Annotated in this window: 16 protein-coding genes; 5 read left to right on the forward strand and 11 right to left on the reverse strand. The window is 60.7% G+C overall.

The window, feature by feature from the left end:
* The first annotated feature begins 44 nt into the window (after window positions 1-44).
* On the forward strand, window positions 45-968 hold the full coding sequence (locus ATN84_RS22960; protein WP_068884841.1) for a LysR substrate-binding domain-containing protein: 924 nt from the start codon (window positions 45-47) through the stop codon (window positions 966-968).
* Window positions 969-991: 23 nt separating this feature from the next.
* Here the strand turns inward: ATN84_RS22960 and ATN84_RS22965 are convergent, their stop codons facing one another.
* Entirely contained in the window at window positions 992-1,456 is a 465-nt protein-coding gene (locus tag ATN84_RS22965) for a GNAT family N-acetyltransferase (RefSeq protein WP_068884842.1), read from the reverse strand.
* A 284-nt stretch (window positions 1,457-1,740) separates the two neighbouring features.
* On the opposite strand from ATN84_RS22965, the gene ATN84_RS22970 reads away from it, so the two are divergent.
* The 3 genes from ATN84_RS22970 to ATN84_RS22980 are packed head-to-tail and all read left to right on the forward strand — an operon-like array spanning window position 1,741 to window position 4,952.
* Complete coding sequence (locus tag ATN84_RS22970) at window positions 1,741-2,205, forward strand: MarR family winged helix-turn-helix transcriptional regulator (protein ID WP_068884843.1); 465 nt, start codon at window positions 1,741-1,743, stop codon at window positions 2,203-2,205.
* The gene (locus ATN84_RS22975) at window positions 2,198-3,412 is read left to right on the forward strand and encodes an HlyD family secretion protein (protein ID WP_068884844.1); all 1,215 of its coding nucleotides are present in this window, start codon (window positions 2,198-2,200) and stop codon (window positions 3,410-3,412) included. Before ATN84_RS22970 ends, ATN84_RS22975 begins: the two co-directional genes overlap by 8 nt.
* Window positions 3,405-4,952: a DHA2 family efflux MFS transporter permease subunit gene (locus ATN84_RS22980; protein WP_068884845.1), complete on the forward strand. Its 1,548-nt coding sequence runs from the start codon at window positions 3,405-3,407 to the stop codon at window positions 4,950-4,952. Before ATN84_RS22975 ends, ATN84_RS22980 begins: the two co-directional genes overlap by 8 nt.
* Window positions 4,953-4,959: 7 nt before the next feature.
* Here the strand turns inward: ATN84_RS22980 and ATN84_RS22985 are convergent, their stop codons facing one another.
* Genes ATN84_RS22985 through ATN84_RS22995 form a run of 3 tightly spaced genes read right to left on the reverse strand, consistent with a single transcriptional unit; the run spans window position 4,960 to window position 7,912 of the window.
* Window positions 4,960-5,715, reverse strand: a complete 756-nt coding sequence (locus ATN84_RS22985) for an ABC transporter ATP-binding protein (protein ID WP_068884846.1) — start codon at window positions 5,713-5,715, stop codon at window positions 4,960-4,962.
* The gene (locus ATN84_RS22990; protein ID WP_068884847.1) at window positions 5,709-6,776 is read right to left on the reverse strand and encodes a FecCD family ABC transporter permease; all 1,068 of its coding nucleotides are present in this window, start codon (window positions 6,774-6,776) and stop codon (window positions 5,709-5,711) included. Before ATN84_RS22990 ends, ATN84_RS22985 begins: the two co-directional genes overlap by 7 nt.
* A complete protein-coding gene (locus tag ATN84_RS22995) occupies window positions 6,776-7,912 on the reverse strand; it encodes an ABC transporter substrate-binding protein (RefSeq protein WP_068884848.1) in 1,137 nt (378 codons plus the stop codon). Before ATN84_RS22995 ends, ATN84_RS22990 begins: the two co-directional genes overlap by 1 nt.
* 102 nt (window positions 7,913-8,014) lie before the next feature.
* On the opposite strand from ATN84_RS22995, the gene ATN84_RS23000 reads away from it, so the two are divergent.
* Window positions 8,015-8,821: a class I SAM-dependent methyltransferase gene (locus ATN84_RS23000; protein WP_068884849.1), complete on the forward strand. Its 807-nt coding sequence runs from the start codon at window positions 8,015-8,017 to the stop codon at window positions 8,819-8,821.
* Window positions 8,822-8,827: 6 nt separating this feature from the next.
* Here ATN84_RS23000 and ATN84_RS23005 read toward each other — a convergent pair whose 3' ends face one another.
* The 7 genes from ATN84_RS23005 to ATN84_RS23035 form a co-directional block, all read right to left on the reverse strand.
* Complete coding sequence (locus tag ATN84_RS23005; RefSeq protein ID WP_068884850.1) at window positions 8,828-9,328, reverse strand: gluconokinase; 501 nt, start codon at window positions 9,326-9,328, stop codon at window positions 8,828-8,830.
* A 4-nt stretch (window positions 9,329-9,332) separates the two neighbouring features.
* Window positions 9,333-10,100 carry an SDR family oxidoreductase gene (locus ATN84_RS23010; RefSeq protein WP_068884851.1) on the reverse strand — a complete coding sequence of 256 codons (768 nt, stop codon included), beginning with the start codon at window positions 10,098-10,100 and terminating at the stop codon, window positions 9,333-9,335.
* 99 nt (window positions 10,101-10,199) lie between these two features.
* On the reverse strand, window positions 10,200-11,219 hold the full coding sequence (locus tag ATN84_RS23015; protein ID WP_068885020.1) for a LacI family DNA-binding transcriptional regulator: 1,020 nt from the start codon (window positions 11,217-11,219) through the stop codon (window positions 10,200-10,202).
* 249 nt (window positions 11,220-11,468) lie between these two features.
* Window positions 11,469-12,746, reverse strand: a complete 1,278-nt coding sequence (locus ATN84_RS23020) for a D-tagatose-bisphosphate aldolase, class II, non-catalytic subunit (RefSeq protein ID WP_068884852.1) — start codon at window positions 12,744-12,746, stop codon at window positions 11,469-11,471.
* Between the two features lie 3 nt (window positions 12,747-12,749).
* On the reverse strand, window positions 12,750-13,691 hold the full coding sequence (locus ATN84_RS23025) for a tagatose kinase (protein ID WP_068884853.1): 942 nt from the start codon (window positions 13,689-13,691) through the stop codon (window positions 12,750-12,752).
* A 22-nt stretch (window positions 13,692-13,713) separates the two neighbouring features.
* Window positions 13,714-14,676, reverse strand: a complete 963-nt coding sequence (locus ATN84_RS23030; RefSeq protein WP_068884854.1) for an ABC transporter permease — start codon at window positions 14,674-14,676, stop codon at window positions 13,714-13,716.
* Window positions 14,673-16,178, reverse strand: a complete 1,506-nt coding sequence (locus tag ATN84_RS23035; RefSeq protein ID WP_068884855.1) for a sugar ABC transporter ATP-binding protein — start codon at window positions 16,176-16,178, stop codon at window positions 14,673-14,675. Before ATN84_RS23035 ends, ATN84_RS23030 begins: the two co-directional genes overlap by 4 nt.
* Between the last annotated feature and the right edge of the window lie 175 nt (window positions 16,179-16,353).

The following is a 16,353-nucleotide window of genomic DNA, read 5'->3' on the forward strand; positions in this document are numbered from 1 at the left end:
AAACGACTAGGCGTGTCCTGGCAGGAATAAGGGAATTGGAGGCAATGGCGCATGGCAGGCTGAGGCTGCCCTCTACCACGGCACTTCAGGTGCTTCTGGCGATTGCCGAGCGGGGGTCCACGTCGGCCGCGGCGGAAAGCACGCATCTGTCGCAAAGCGCTGTCAGCAAACAGCTTCTGACGCTGGAGAGCCTCATCGGCAGTCCGGTCTTCTCGCGGACCGCAAAGGGGATGATCCCGACGGCGGTCGGCAAGATTTATATCGAGCATGCCCGAACTGCCATCAAGGCGATGGAGGACGCGGCGCTGCAGTCAGCGCGGCTGAAGCCCAATCCTCTTACCCTGCGGCTACAGGTATTGCCGATCTTTGGAGACCGTTGGCTTCTGCCCCGGTTCGCCGAATTCACGGAAAAACACCCCGAAATCGACGTCCAGTTCACGACTTTTGTTTCCGAAACGCAGACGGAGCAGCCGGACGGCGTCTTTCGTTTCATGCGCGCCGCATCGCCTGGCGAAAATGCAACCTATCTCTTCGGCAGAGATGTCCTCATCGTCGCCACGCCGTCATACTGGAAGAAGATCGGCATGCCGCACGCGTTGGAGGATCTGGCGCGGGGGATAATGCTGGAACATCCGCAGACCATGCTGCTCTGGCAGGATTTCGCCGCCGCGCATCGTCGCCCGGATATCGCGCCCCGACATACGATCCGCTTCGGCTATTATACGATGGTCATCCGCGCCGCGCTTGCCGGTCAAGGCATGGCTCTCATCCCGCGTTGCCTCATCATGGATGAGCTGGAATCCGGTCGCCTGATCAATCCATCCGGAATGGGATACCGCAGCGAGATCGGCTACTGGTTCGCGACACCGCAGGACAAGCCCCTTGGTCCCTCAATGCTGATCTTTCAGCAATGGCTTCTGGCGGAAGCGGCCAGAATGCCGCCCAACCCTCCTGAAAATCAGGCGTGAGTGAGCTCAGCGGCAAATCGCTGTCAATCTTCCGCAAGTTCGCGCAACGCGTCCTTGTCGAGCCGGTAGAAGAGCTTTTCTTCTTTCCGCGCGGCCCCGAGATCGTCGTAGAAAGACAAGAGCCCCGTATTCTCCCTATCCGCCGTCCAGTCGATACGCCGATATCCCCGCTCCACGGCGAGAGCCGCCAACCGCTTCATGAGCAGCCGTCCGATCCCCCCTCCGCGATGGGCCTGCGACACGAAAAGCTCTTTCAGGAACAATCCGGAAGCCAGCCCAGGCCCCGGATAAATTGCCGAAAAAGCGGCAAATCCGATCAGATGCCCATTATCCACTACGAAAATTTCGGTACCCGGAGGAAGTTTGGCCAAATCGGTGAGAATGGTTTCGCGCGGCGGACACCATACGCGGTAATATTGCTGCATCTCCATGAAGAGGGCAGCTACACCCGCATGATCTGCCATCATCATCAACCGAATATCCAGCATCAATCCCTCTCCAGCCCGATTCCGACATTTGCATCCCGCTGAGCAATCTCCCGAGTAAATGTCGGAATCGAAAAACCACCAGATGAAAAATGCGTAGCGCCTCCCGACAGGGAACGGAAGCCGTTCAGGCCGTATATCCGCGAGCAGCCTTCCATCGGACAGGCACGTTTCCATCCGGTAACGAAAAAGTTCCTGAAGCCTTCCTCATAACCATTGTCTGGAAGAGGCATAGTCTCTATATGACAAACTCGTAAGGATGCTTATGAGTTTCCGGCTTTTTTCCGATGAATTCCCAACCGACCCTCGGTTTCCTGTTGCATGAAGTCGCGCGGCTGCTGCGGAAGCGGTTTGAGCAGCGCGCCTGCAATCTCGGTTTGACGCGTTCGCAGTGGCAGACGCTGGCCTTTCTCTCGAAGAACGAAGGAATTCATCAGGCAGGGCTGGCCGAAATTCTCGAAATCGAGCCAATCACGCTGGCCCGCATTCTCGACAAGCTGGCCGAATACGAACTGATCGAACGGCGCCCGCATCCGACCGACCGCCGCATGTGGCTGCTTTACATGCGCGACAAGGCACGGCCGCTCTTGAGCGACATGCGCGAGATAGGCGACGCGACACGCAGCGAAGCGCTCGAAGACATATCCGACGCCGACCGCGATCACCTCGTTGAAATCCTGACACAGATGAAAAAGAACCTCATTCAGGCCTGCCGCACGCCGGTGGGCGATGGAAAGACGGACAATGGCTGACGGATCCACCCCCTTGCGTGAAACCGCAAACCCGGACAACACCGCTGAAAATGCTCTCCTGGAAAAGAATGCCGAAGCGCCCTCTCCGATGACGGAGCCGAAAGAACAGCGGGAGATACCTCAAACCGCTGTGAAACGGGCGAAGCGGCGCGGACGGCTGCGCCCAGTTCTCTTTGCGCTGCTGCCGGTCGCTCTTTTCATCGGCGGGTATTTCTATGTTACCGGCGGCGAAATCATGTCGACGGACAATGCCTATATCGAAGCCGATGCCGTGGGCGTCTCGACGGACGTTTCCGGCACCGTCCAATCCATCGAGGTGCATGAGAACGAGCCCGTAAAGGCTGGACAGGTGCTGTTCCGGCTGAAACCCGATTCCTTCAGGATTACACTTGACGGCGCCAAGGCGCAGCTCGGCGCGGTCCGAAATCAGATCCTCACGCTGAAGGCGAACTACCGGCAGTCGCTTGCCCAGATCGCCCAGGCCGAGGCCGACATTTCCTTCTATCAAAAGAACTTCGAGCGCCAGCAGAATCTGGTGTCGAGCGCCGCGGTGTCCCGCGCATCCTATGATCAGGCCAGGCACGATCTGGAAAGTGCCGAGCAGAAAGTCGATGTGGCGAAGGCCCAGGCCCAGGCGACGCTCGCCCAACTCGGCGGCGAGGCCGATCAGCCGGTCGAGCAGAACCCGCTCTATCTCCAGGCAAAGGCGGCCGTCGACAACGCGCAACGCGAACTCGATGACACGGTGGTGCGCGCGCCCTTCGACGGTGTTGTAACGAATGTCAATTCACTGCAGGTTGGCGCCTATCTCGAGGCTTCGCAGCAGGGCTTCTCCCTCGTTTCCACCAGTCATATGTGGGTCTCCGCCAAGCCGAAGGAGACGGAGCTCACTTATGTAAAGCCTGGCCAGGCCGTAACGATTACGGTGGATACTTATCCCGGCATCGAATGGAAGGGCAAGGTCGCCAGCATCAGCCCTGCATCTGCTTCGAGCTTTGCCCTTCTGCCGGCCCAGAATACCACCGGCAACTGGGTGAAGGTTGTTCAGCGCATCCCGATGAGGGTCACGATCGAGGATGCGGTCGGAAAGCCGCCCCTGCGGGTGGGCATGAGCGCAACGGTTGATGTCGATACAGGCCATGCGCACGGCCTGCCGGACTTCGTGTCAAACATTTTCGGCCATTCGGACAGCAGTTATCATGGATAACGTTCGGGCTTCGAGCGCCGTCCCGGTTGTCAACCGGGGGGCGATCACTGCCTGCGTCATTCTGGCGGTGATCATGCAGGCGCTGGACACCACCATCGCCAATGTGGCGCTGCCTTATATCCAGGGCAGCGTCTCGGCGAGCGCCGACCAAATCAACTGGGTGCTGACCTCTTATATCGTGGCGGCGGCTATCATGACGCCACCCTCGGGCTTCCTTGCAGCCAAGTTCGGCCGAAAGCGCGTGCTGCTGACGGCGATCGCTGGCTTCGTCATCGCCTCGATTCTGTGCGGCCTCGCCCAATCGCTGACGCAGATCGTCGGTTTCCGTCTGCTGCAGGGGCTTTTCGGCGCGGCGCTCGTCCCTCTGTCGCAGGGCATCCTGCTCGATCTCTATTCGGTCGAGGAGCGCGGCTCCGCGATGGCGCTTTTCGGCGTGTCGGTGATGGTCGGCCCCGTGCTCGGGCCGGTGATCGGCGGCTGGCTGACGGAGAATATCAGCTGGCGCTGGGTCTTCTACATCAACCTGCCCATCGGGCTTCTCGCTTTCGCAGGCATCATTGCCTTCGTCCGGGAGACGGCCATCGACCTGCGCGCCCGCCTCGACTGGTTCGGCTTCGGCATGCTGAGCATAGCCATCGCCGCTCTCCAGCTCTTCCTCGACCGAGGCGAACAGCTCGACTGGTTCTCCTCCGGCGAAATCATCATCGAAGCCCTGGTCTGCGCCAGCGCCTTCTATCTCCTGCTGGTGCACACATTCACGGCGGAACGCTCCTTTATCGATCCGCGCCTGTTCCTGGACCGCAACTTCGCCATCAGCATGCTCTTCATCTTCGTCATCGGCGTGACCTATCTGGCATCGCTGGCATTGATGACGCCCTATCTGCAGACGCTGATGGGCTATCCCGTTATGACCGCCGGCATTGTCATGGGGCCGCGCGGTCTCGGCACAATGCTGTGCATGTTCATCGTCGGCCGCCTGATCGGCAAGGTGGATACGCGCTGGCTGCTCCTGACCGGGCTTGGCCTCACCGCATGGGCCATGTACGACATGACCGCATGGACGCCCGAGGTCTCGCAATGGACGATCGTATCGGTAGGCTTCATCCAGGGCGCCGGCCTCGGCTTCCTCTTCGTGCCGCTCACAACCGTTGCCTTCGCCACGCTGCCCGCCCATATGCGCGGCGACGGTACAGGCCTCTACAACCTCTCACGCAATATCGGTTCGAGCGTCGGCATCTCCGTCGTTGCCGCGCTGATCGTGGAAAATGTGCAGACCAATCACGCCTCGCTCGTTTCCTATGTCACGCCGTTCAACCGCGCCTTCGAAGCACCGGCGGTCATGGAAAGTCTCGATCCGATGAAGGCGGCAGGCCGCGCCGCCCTCGACAGTCTCATCACCTCTCAGGCGACGATCATCGCCTATATGGACGATTTCAAATTGCTGATGCTGATGTCGCTCCTGGTCATGCCGCTGGTCTTTCTGCTGCGCAAACCCGCAGCAGCGCCGGCCTCGGTCGACCACAGCATCGCGATGGAATAGCGGGTTTTTAGACGATCGAACTGTCGATGATGACGATCGGGCGACCCTTCGAGCAGGCCTCGATGCGCGCATTCACGCGATAGACGTCACGCAGGAGGTGCTCCGAGATCACCTCCTCGGTCGGCCCGCTGGCAATCATCGAGCCATCCGCGATGACGATCGTCTGCTCGCAATAGCGCAGGGCATGATTGAGATCATGCAGCGCGATCAGAACCGCCATGCCGGATTGCGACGACAATTCCTTCATGAAGCCGAGGACCTCTACTTGCCTGAAGAGATCGAGGGCGGATGTCGGCTCATCCATCAGCAGCACTTCCGGATTGCGGACGAGCGCCTGCGCGATCGAGACGAGCTGTCGCTGCCCTCCCGACAATTCGCCGAGGCTCTTGAAGGCAAGCGGCTCGATCTTCAGCGCTGCGAGAATACGGTCAATCTCGCGCAGCTCACTGTCATGCACTTTCAGACTGGAGCCTTGCTTGGCCGCCAGCAGCACTGATTCATAGACGGTCAGAACCGCATTCGCGCCCGTGTCCTGGGGCATATAACAGATGGTCTCCGCCCCCTTTGCCGTATCCGACAAATGGACCAGCCCCGGGCCGGAGATGAGGCCGGCGATGCGCTTGAACAGCGTCGACTTGCCGGCCGCGTTTGGGCCGATGACGGCCGTCATGCTGCCGCCCTTCAGCACGCCGCTTGTCACATCGGCAAGCACGATGTGCTTGCCATACTTCGCGCCAAGCCGTTCGACAGCAATGCTCACCATGAGCGTTTCCGATGCGTGAAAATGAGCACGAAGAAGAACGGCACGCCGACGAGCGCCGTCATCACACCGATCGGCAGCACAGCGCCGGGAATAAGCGTCTTGCTTGCGACGGAGGTGGCCGACAGGAGCAGCGCACCGGTGAGGACGGAAGCGGGCAGGAAGAAACGCTGATCCTCGCCCACCAGCATGCGCGCGATGTGCGGCCCGACAAGGCCGACAAACCCGATCGTGCCGACGAAAGACACCGGGATCGCGGCCAGAAGGCTGACGGTCAGCATGGTTTCCAGACGCAGGTAACGCACATTGATGCCGAAGCTCGCGGCCCTGTCCTCGCCCAGCCGCAACGCCGTCAGCGCCCAAGCGCGGCGCGCGAAAAGGGGAACGGTGATGAACAATGTCGCGGCGGTTATCGCCACTTTCGGCCAGGTCGCCTTGGTGAGGCTGCCCATCGTCCAGAAAACCACCGCGGCGAGCGCCTGTTCGGACGCGAGATATTCGAGCAGCGACAAAAGCGCGTTGAAGGTGAAAACCAGCGCGATACCGAGGAGCACGATCGTCTCGACGGTCACCCCTCGCATCGACGAGGCAAAATGGATGAACAATGCCGCTAGCATCGCCATCAGGAACGCATTGATCGGCACCATGAACTGCAGGGCAACCGGAAAGACCGCAACCCCGGCGACAAGGGCAAGAGCGGCGCCGAAACTCGCGGCAGCGGAAATCCCGAGGGTAAAGGGGCTGGCGAGCGGGTTGGCTAGGATCGTCTGCATCTGCGCGCCGGCGACCGAAAGGGATGCCCCGACGGTCAGCGCCATCAGCGCGATTGGCATGCGGATATCCCAGATCACCACCCGGAGCTGATCGTTGACGGCGTCAGGGTAGAAAAGCGCGCTTAGCACATCGGCAAGCGCATAGTTCGCCGGCCCGAGCGCCATGTCGACCGAGACGCTCACGAACAGCCCGGCGACGAGCGCCGCTATGATGAGCGCGCGCCGGAAAACCAGCGCGCGATAGGTATCGCGGGTGGTGCGCAACCCGCTATCCTCGGAAACGGCCGTCATTATCCCTGCTGCCCGTCCTTGAGGGAAACGAAATAGCCCGGCTCATAGTCGAGCGGCAGGAACCGCTCGTGCAATTCCTTGAAATTCGCCACCGGATCGAGATCGGCGAAGAGATCCGGGTGCAGCCATTTCGCCATCTCCTGAATGGCCACGAACTGATAGGGATTGTTGTAGAACTGGTGCCAGATGGCATGGACATTGCCGTCCTGAACGGCTTTTACGCCGGTAAAGGCCGGACGTTTCGTCAGCGCCTCGAGCTTGCGGCGTGCTTCCTTCTGATCGGCGCCGTAACCCACGCCAACCCAGTTGCCGCCCGGCACATAGCCTTCCCAATTGCCGCCGGTGACGATGATCTGGTCCGGATTGGAAGCGATGATCTGTTCCGGGTTAACCGTGCCGAACGTGCCCGGAATGATACCCTTCGCCATGTTGATGCCGCCTGATATCTCGACCATCTTGCCGAAGTTCTCGTCGCCGAAGGACATGCAGCAATCTTCCGAATAGCCCCCGGCGCGCTCGACGAAGACCAGGGGCTTCGGCGGATTGGCCTTGGCCAGAACATCGGTAACCCTAGCGATGTTCTCGGCGCGGAACTTGACGAATGCCTCGGCCTTATCCTCCTCGCCGAAGAGTTTTCCGATGATGCGGATGCTGGCTTCGGTATTTTCCATCGGTTTTTCGCGGAAATCGATGTAAACGAGCGGAATTCCCACCTTCTCCAGCTTCTGGATATACCCGGCTTCCTCGGTCGCGGTCTTGGCGTCAATGTTCATGATGATGACATCGGGCTTGAGCGCCACCGCCTGCTCGACGTCGAAGGTGCCGTCCTTCATTCCGCCGAAGGTCGGCAGCTTAGCGATCGAGGGATATTTGGCGAGATATGCGGCATAGCTTTCCGGATCGGCCTTCGGCAGATCGTCGCGCCATCCGACGACGCGCTTGAACGGATTGTCCCGGTCGAGGATCGCGGTGAAATAGACCTGGCGGCCTTCGCCGAGGATGACGTGCTGGACCGGAACGTTTACCTCGACCTCGCGGCCGGTTATATCCTTGATCGAAATCTTCTCGGCAAGCGCTCCGCTTGCCAGAACCAGCCAACCCATGGCGGCAATCACTGCCCTGCCGAACAAACGCATCTTTTTAGCTCCGTGGAAAACCGTTGCTTTCTATTATTTCATGACTTTCTTGGTCAATATTTATCTTTTAGAACGCTTCCAAGGCACTGGGTCAGGTAGGCGATGGACGGACTGGCAGACGGATCGAATTTCAATCTTCGGGATGAAATCAAGGCCTATTGGTCGGAGCGGGCGGCGACGTTCGACCAGTCTCCCGGCCATGAGATATTCTCCGAAGAGGAACGGGAAGCGTGGCATCGCCTCATCGTCGGGCATCTCGGCGAAGGCAGGGGCCGGACCGCGCTTGATCTCGCCAGCGGCACGGGCGTGGTATCACTTCTGCTTGACGATCTCGGCTTCAATGTCACCGGCATGGACTGGGCGGAACCGATGCTCGAACGTGCCCGCGCCAAGGCAAAGGCCAGGGGGCGGGTGATCACGTTTCGGCTCGGTGACGCGGAGAACACCATGGAGCCGGACAATCGCTACGATGTCATTACCAACCGCCATCTGGTCTGGACCCTGGTCGATCCCCAGGCAGCATTCGCCGAATGGCTGCGCATTCTGAAACCGGGCGGCTCAGTCCTCATTGTCGACGGCGACTTCGTCAACACCACGCCATTTGAGCGGCTTGTCCAGAAACTCGCAAATCTCACCCAACGAATGGGCTTCACCCGTCCGTTGGCGATGCACCAGCCCCCGCAGCTGATGGAGACCCATCGCAGCATCCTCTCGCGTGTGCATTTCGCCGGCGGCGCCCGTGCGGAAGCGGTGGTGGAACTCCTGAAGAAAGCGGGTTTTCAGGACATTACAATCGATACCGACATGCGCCGGATCCACCGCGCCCAGGCCAAACATATGGGTTTCTGGAAAGGCATGGCGCGCGGCGCACAGCACCGCTACGCCATCAAGGCTACCAAAGCGGCGTAACGGAGCCTACCCCTCACCACCCCGCAGCCATGCCATGCTTGCTTCCACGATGCGGTCGATCGGCTCGGCGATATCCTGCCGCAGCACGAGAGGCTCGCCGGTGGGCGGCTCCAGCGTCGCAAGCTGACTGTCCAGCATGGCAAGCGGCATGAAATGGCCCGTCCTATGCCCCATATGCTCGCGCAGGACGGCGAGACTGCCGTCCAGGAAGACGAAGTGGAGCGGCGATCCGGCGGCCTCCCGCAGGCGATCGCGATAGGTCTTTTTCAGTGCCGAGCAAGAAATGACGATACCATCAGGTGCCTGCGCTAGCCGCGCGCCGATCTGGTCGAGCCACGGCCAGCGGTCATCGTCGATCAGCGGAATGCCCGCCGACATCTTCTCGATATTGCTCTGGGGATGAAGGCTGTCGCCCTCCAGAAACGGCAGGCCGAGCTTCTCCGCCAATGCCGCGCCGACCGTTGATTTGCCGGACCCGGAAACGCCCATGACAATGATGCGCATCATTCCCTCACACGCTCGCCGTCATGCCGCCATCGACATGCAGCACCTGCCCATTGACGAAGGAAGAGGCATCGCCCGCCAGAAAAACGGCGGCCCCGACCAGCTCCTCAACATTGCCCCAGCGCCCGGCGGGCGTGCGCTTTTCCAGCCAAGCGGTAAATTCCGGATTGTCGACCAGCGCCTGATTGAGCGGCGTTTTGAAATAGCCGGGCGCGATCGCGTTGATCTGCAGGCCATGCTTCGCCCAGTCTGTCGCCATTCCGCGGGTTAAATTACGCACCGCGCCCTTGGTCGCCGTATAGGGTGCGATCGAGGGGCGTGCCAGCTCGCTCTGCACCGAGGCGATATTGATGATCTTGCCGCGGCCGCGGCCGATCATGTGGCGCGCTGCCGCCTGCCCCGCATAGAAGACACTGGAGATATTGGTTTGGAGAAGCTGCTGCCATTTATCGACCGGGAAATCCTCCAGCGGCGCGCGGAACTGCATGCCCGCATTGTTGACAAGGATATCAATCGGCCCGATCTCCGCTTCGATGCCGTCGATCCCGGCCTTGACCGCTTCCGGATCGGTCACGTCGAAAGGACAGGCATGGGCCTTATGGCCGGCCCTTTTCAAGGCTTCCACCGCCGCATCGACCTTTTCCGCATCCCGCCCGTTGATGACGACCACCGCGCCATATTCCGCCAGCCCGGTCGCCAGTGCGAGCCCTATACCCTGGCTCGACCCGGTGACGAGAGCAAGCCTGCCCTCAAGATTGAAAAGCGAAAAAGCCATGTCTTCTCCCTATGACGCAAAGATGGGAAGGGGTGCTTAAATGTGACCGGCGAGATGCGCAAGCTTATGGGAGAATTCGCTGGACAACCGTCTGCAAACTCACGCGGATTCGCGCAACATGATCTCGGCATTGAGCAGGATGCGTTCGCCGGCAGGCAGGGGCGCTGTCGCATGCGAGCTCTCGCCCAGCTTATGCATGAGGAGCGCCATCGCAAGCCTGCCGATCTCGTTATAGTTCTGCGCCACCGTGGTGATCGGCGGGCAGGCATAGCGCGACAGCGGATGGTCGTCATGGCCGGCGATTCTTAGATCGCAATCGGCATCGCGGCCGATCTTCAGCCCGGCGTGATAAGCGGCGGAAATCGCGCCGAAAGCCACGCGATCATTGGCGCAAAGCACCGTATTGGTCGGCAATTTCTTTCCATTTTTGAGGAATTTCAGCATTTCGTCATAGCCGAATTTTTCGAAATCCCAGGTTTCCACTTTCTCGATCGGCAGGACCACTGGCTCCATCTTCAGCCGCTGCATCGCTTCGACATAGGCGAGCTCACGCGTCGTGGCATTGGTATTGACCGGCGGCATGCCGAGATAGCAAGGCGGCTCGCCGGAGCGGCAGAGATAGTCGACGATGAGATGGAAGCTCTGGCGATTGTTGGTTCCGACGAAAGGAGAGGTCTCGTTGAGCGGCGAGTCGACATAGATGAGCGGTATCGATGCGCCGAGCGAGAGGAGCTTTTCGTGATGGGATTGGGCGCCGAGCGGCGCGATGATGGCGCCCGCAACATTCATCGATTTGAAGGTCTCGATGGCGCGCTCCTCGATCTGCGGGTTACCGTCCGAGGAGAGCACGAAGGCAAGAAACCCCGCCTCGTTGGCGATCAGCTCCACCCGCCGCGTCAGCGCCATATAGAACGGATCGGTGGAATTCGGCACGATGATGCCGAGAATATTGGTGCGGCGGCGGTTGAGATTGACCGCGAAGATATTCGGCCGGAAGCCCGAATCCTTGATCGCCGCCTCGATCCGCTCGCGCGTCTTGCGACGCACCGAACCCGGATCGTTGAAATATTTCGAGACGGTGGGACGCGACAGCCCGACATACTCGGAAAAATCTTCCATCGTCCTGATCGGTTTGTCGGTCAAGTTCCAGTTCCTTTTGGCTGTCGGTGCACTTCAGCACCCCCTCTGCCCTGCCGGGCATCTCCCCCTCAAGGGGGGAGATTGGCTGACGCGGCGCATTGGCCTTATCCTTCAACGTCTGAGATTGGTGCCGATCGTTTAGGAAGGCGTAATCTCCCCCCTTGAGGGGGAGATGCCCGGCAGGGCAGAGGGGCATTTCAAAGCGATTCCCCCCGAAAATAAAGCACCCTACCCCCGACAAGCCTCGAAATAATCCTCCAGCACCTTGTCGACAGCGGCGAGCACCACTCCATCCGCAGTCGGTTTCGCCCTACCCTCCCGTACCGCCAGGTACAGGCCCGCGAGATACTGGCTGATGAGCGTTTCGGGGATCGCCACGCCGCTCAGCAGCCCGAACAACTCGTCCACCGCCGTCGTTACCCGAGCGTTGGGCCAATAGTACCGGATGCGGTCGCTATAGCTGAAATGACGCTGCAGGCGCTGCTCGCCCGGAGAACCGTGGTAATATTTCTCCCAGTTCTTCGGCTCCTCCGTCAGCACCCGCTCCATCGTGGCCCGCAAGGTCTCCTTGCGTTTTCCCGGAAACAGGAACTCCGCGATTTCATCGAGCCCGTAGAATGCCTCGCGCAGCGCGAAGGTCAGCCCCGGCCCGACCTTGAGAATAGCGAAGCCGTCACTGACAAGGGTGCGCAGGGCTTCGCGCGTCTGATAGTCAGTGGAATGCGCCTCGAAGACGAGGCCCGGAAGCCGGTCGAGCGTAGAACTCAAAGCTTTCGCCTTTTCCGGCTCGTAGGCAATCACATTGTGGTTGCCGAACTCCACACCCGGCTGAACCACAGCGCCGACAACGCGCGGGAAGGCATCACCCACGCCGGCTGCCTCGAAAGCCCTGCGATGCACCTCAACCGTCGCAAGCGCCGCCTCCGGCCTGGTGACCTCGAGCACGTCGAGCTCCTCCATCGCGCCGCCGGGAATCGGAACCTCGGTGCCGATAATATAGACGGGCTTCACCGTACCGGCCGGTACGGCCTTTTCCGCCACCGCCGCGAGGCTCGCGGCGCGCTCCGCCGTAATCGCATCAGGAAGCGCTATGGGTTCGCCCGCGCAGCCCATGCTGGTGTCGAGATGCAGCTTGGTGAAACCGGCTTCGGCATAGGCGCGGATCATCACCCCAGCCTTTGCCATGGCTTCGTCTGCCAGCATATGCTTCCATGGATTTGGACCGAGATGATCGCCGCCGAGGATCAGCTTTTCCATTGGAAACCCTGTCTTGGCCGCGATGCGCTCTACAAAACGGCGAAAATCCGCCGGCGTCATGCCGGTATAGCCGCCATCCTGGTTGACCTGGTTGCAGGTCGCCTCGATGAGGAGATGCGTGTCTCGCTTCAGCGCGGCAAGCATGGATGCTTCGATCACCACCGGATGCGCCGAGCAGACAGATGGAATGCCACGCATCCCCGGACCCACGCGCCATTGGGCGATATCGGAAAGGTGATTTGCTGCCATGCTTCAACTCCTCTGGGATGCGATGAGCGCGTCGAGTTCCGCGCGGGTCGAGGCGCCCTCCATGGGGCCGACCATGGTGACCGCGCGCGCTCCGGACGCATTGGCATAGGCGAGCGCCTCGCGCGGGTCGCTGCCTGCGAGCCAGAAGGTGACGAATGTCGCGCCGAAACAGTCGCCTGCACCGGTCGGGTCCACTTCCTCGACCTTGAAACCAGGGAGCGTAAGGCTCGTTTCGGGGTCGAAATAGCTGGCGCCGGAGGCGCCGCGCTTGACGACGATCGCCCTGATGCCGGTAGCAAGCAGCTCCGCCACCGCCGCCTCTTCCGTCCTTGCCTCAGTAAAGAGCATCAGCTCCGCCCCGCTCGGTAGGAACAGATCGGTCTGGGCGAGCACTGTTTTCAGCGCGTCGCGCATGCCGGGGCTGTCGAGTATTTCCGGGCGGATATTCGGGTCGAACGACACGGTCCCACCACGTCCCTTGATGCGCTTCACCGCCGTCAGGATGCTGGTGACGATGCTCGGCGCGTAGAGCGCCGATCCCATGACATGTAGATGCGTGCAGGTGTCAATGAGCCCCAATGCGTCCGGTGACAATTCAATCGTGCCGCAGGCGCTGTGACGGATGTTGAAGACAAAAGCCCGGCTGCCATCCTCGCGATAGCGGACGAAGGCGCTGCCCGTCGTACCCTGCGGTACGATCTCGATGCCTGAGATATCGACGCCGTCGCGCTTCAACCGGTCAAGATTGACATGACCGAAATCGTCGTCGCCCACACGCGAGATGATCGCACAATCCTGTCCGAGCTTGCCGACCTGGTCGATGAAGATGGCCGGTGCGCCGGAAGGAAAAGGTCCGATCAGAGGCACCGGTTCGCGAAAGCCATTGCCGCGCTCCGTGGCGACGATCTCGACGAGCACTTCGCCGATAGCGAGAATTTTCGACATGGATATGGATTGCCTGTTCTGATTATTGCTTTGCCCGCTTGGAGCGCACATCCAGCCAAACGGCGACAAGGATCACGAGGCCCTTGACGATGAGCTGATAGAAATACGGCACCGAGAGCATGTTCATGCCGTTGTTCATGACGCCGATGATGAGCGCGCCGATCAGCGTGCCGACCATGGTGCCGACGCCGCCGGCGAGGCTCGTACCGCCCAGTACGGCGGCGGCGATGGCGTCAAGCTCATAGCTCACCCCGGCATTGGTCTGGGCCGAGAACAACCGCGAGGAAAGCAGAATGCCGCTGATGGCCGCCATGATGCCTGAGATCATGAAAATGGTGATCTTCAGCCGGTCCACCTTGATGCCCGAGTAGAGCGCCGCCTCGCGGTTGCCGCCGGTGAGATATGCCCTCCGCCCGAAGATCGTCTTGCTGAGCAGGATGTGATTGAAGAGGAACAGCACAGCGACGATCCAGATGATGATCGGGACGCCAAGAAAATTGTCCGTGCCGATGGCCGTCCAGTTCGGGTCGGTGATCATCTCAGGCGCGCCATTGGTCGGCAGGCTGACCAGCCCGCGATAGATGCCCATCGTGGCCACCGTCACGATGAAGGACGGGAGCATCAGCTTGGCCGTCAGCGTGCCGTTGATCAGGCCGAGAACCGCGCCGGTCAGAAGCGTCAGCGCGATGGCCGGGGCAAAGCCGAGCCCGAAGACGAAGCACTGCGCGCCCACCATTCCGGCAACGGCGATGATCGAGCCGATGGAGAGGTCGATCTCGCCGAGCAGGATCACCCAGGTCATGCCGAATGCGGCGATGGCGATAACCGACACCTGCTGTAGCACGTTCAGGAAATTCGCCACCGACATGAAGCGGGGATTGACCACGGAAAAGATGACGCAGAGCATCGCGAGCGACAGGAGAATGCCGCCATATTGCTTCATCGCTCTCATCATCGCGGCGTTTGCAGCATTTGTGTTGCTCATGATGTGGAACCCGTTGCGAATGTCATGATTTTCTCCGGCGTGCGGTCCGTGCCCGAAAGCGTGGCGCTGAGCCGACCCTCATGCATGACGGCGATGCGGTCGCTCATGCCGATCACTTCAGGCAGTTCCGAGGAGATGAGCAGGATGGCCGTGCCTTCGGCGGCGAGCTTGCGGATGATCTTGTAGATCTCGAATTTCGCGCCGACATCGACGCCGCGCGTCGGCTCATCGAGGATGAGGATTTTCGGGCGCGTGAGCAGCCACTTCGCCAGCACGATCTTCTGCTGGTTGCCGCCGGAAAGAGCGCCCGCCTGGGTCTCAAGCGAAGCCGTCTTGATCGCCAGCCGCGCGACTTCGTCGTTCGCCGCCTCGCGCTCCCTGCCCTGGCGCAGAAAGCCGAACAGATTGGAGAATTTCTTCAACCCCACCATGGAGATGTTAGAGGAAACACTGTGGCTCAGCACCAGCCCCTCCTCCTTACGGTTCTCTGTGACGAAGGCGATGCCCTTGACGATAGCGTCTGCGGGGGATGCAATCGCAACAGCCGCACCATCGATGGCGACATGGCCTGCCGACGCGCGCTTGATGCCGAACAGCGTGTTCATAACCTCCGACCGGCCGGAGCCGACAAGCCCGAAGAAGCCGAGGATTTCACCTGCCCGCACATCGAAGGAGATATTCTCGAACTCACTGTCGCGCGAAAGGCCCTTCACTTCGAGAACCGGCGTACCCGCCGGTACGGCAACGTCGCGGGCGGGGTAAATCTCGTTCATGTCGCGCCCGACCATCAGCGCGATCAGTTCCTCGATGGTTGTGTCCTGGCTCTCGCGGGTGGCGATATAGCTTCCATCGCGTACGACCGTGATGTCGTCGCTGAGGCGCATGATTTCCTCCATGCGATGCGAGATATAGATGACAGCGACGCCCCGACGTTTCAGCTTTTCGATGATACCGAAAAGGATTTCCGCCTCGCTGTCGCTTAAGGAGGAGGTAGGCTCGTCCAGGATCACCACCTTCGCCTCGATGCTGAGCCCCTTGGCGATTTCCACGAGCTGGCGCTGGGCAACGGAGAGATCGCCGACCTGTTGCGTCACATCCACCGGCAGGTGGAGTTCACCGACGAGCGCCGCCGCCTTCGCCACCAGCGCCCGGTCGTTGATGAAACCCGCCGTCGCCGGTTCCCGCGTCGCGAGGATATTTTCGGCCACCGTCAAATTGTTGCAGAGACTGAGTTCCTGAAAGACGATCGTCAGCCCCGCCCGTGCCGCCTCCTGCGGATCGGCTGGCGCATAGGGCGTACCGTCGAGTACGATGCTGCCGGATGTGGGCTGATAGACCCCGGCGAGGATCTTCATCAGCGTCGACTTGCCGGCCCCGTTCTCGCCGAGGATGGTATGAACCCTCCCCCGCCGGACCTGCAATTGCATGGATTTCAGCGCCGTCACCGGCCCGAAGGATTTGGTGACATCGCGGATATCGAGGATGATATCGGAAGAAGCCATCGTGGTGTCCTTACGTCCGTCCGAAACACCCCCTCTGCCGGGCATCTCCCCCTCAAGGGGGGGCGCCTCCATTAATGCCCGGCATCAATCGCAGGCGTTGAAGGATGGGCAGCAGCGGGATGTATCAGCCAATCTCCCCCTTGAGGGGGAGATGTCCGGCAGGGCAGAGGGGGGT

The organism is Paramesorhizobium deserti, assembly GCF_001558695.1.
GTDB classification, from domain to species: Bacteria; Pseudomonadota; Alphaproteobacteria; order Rhizobiales; family Rhizobiaceae; genus Paramesorhizobium; species Paramesorhizobium deserti.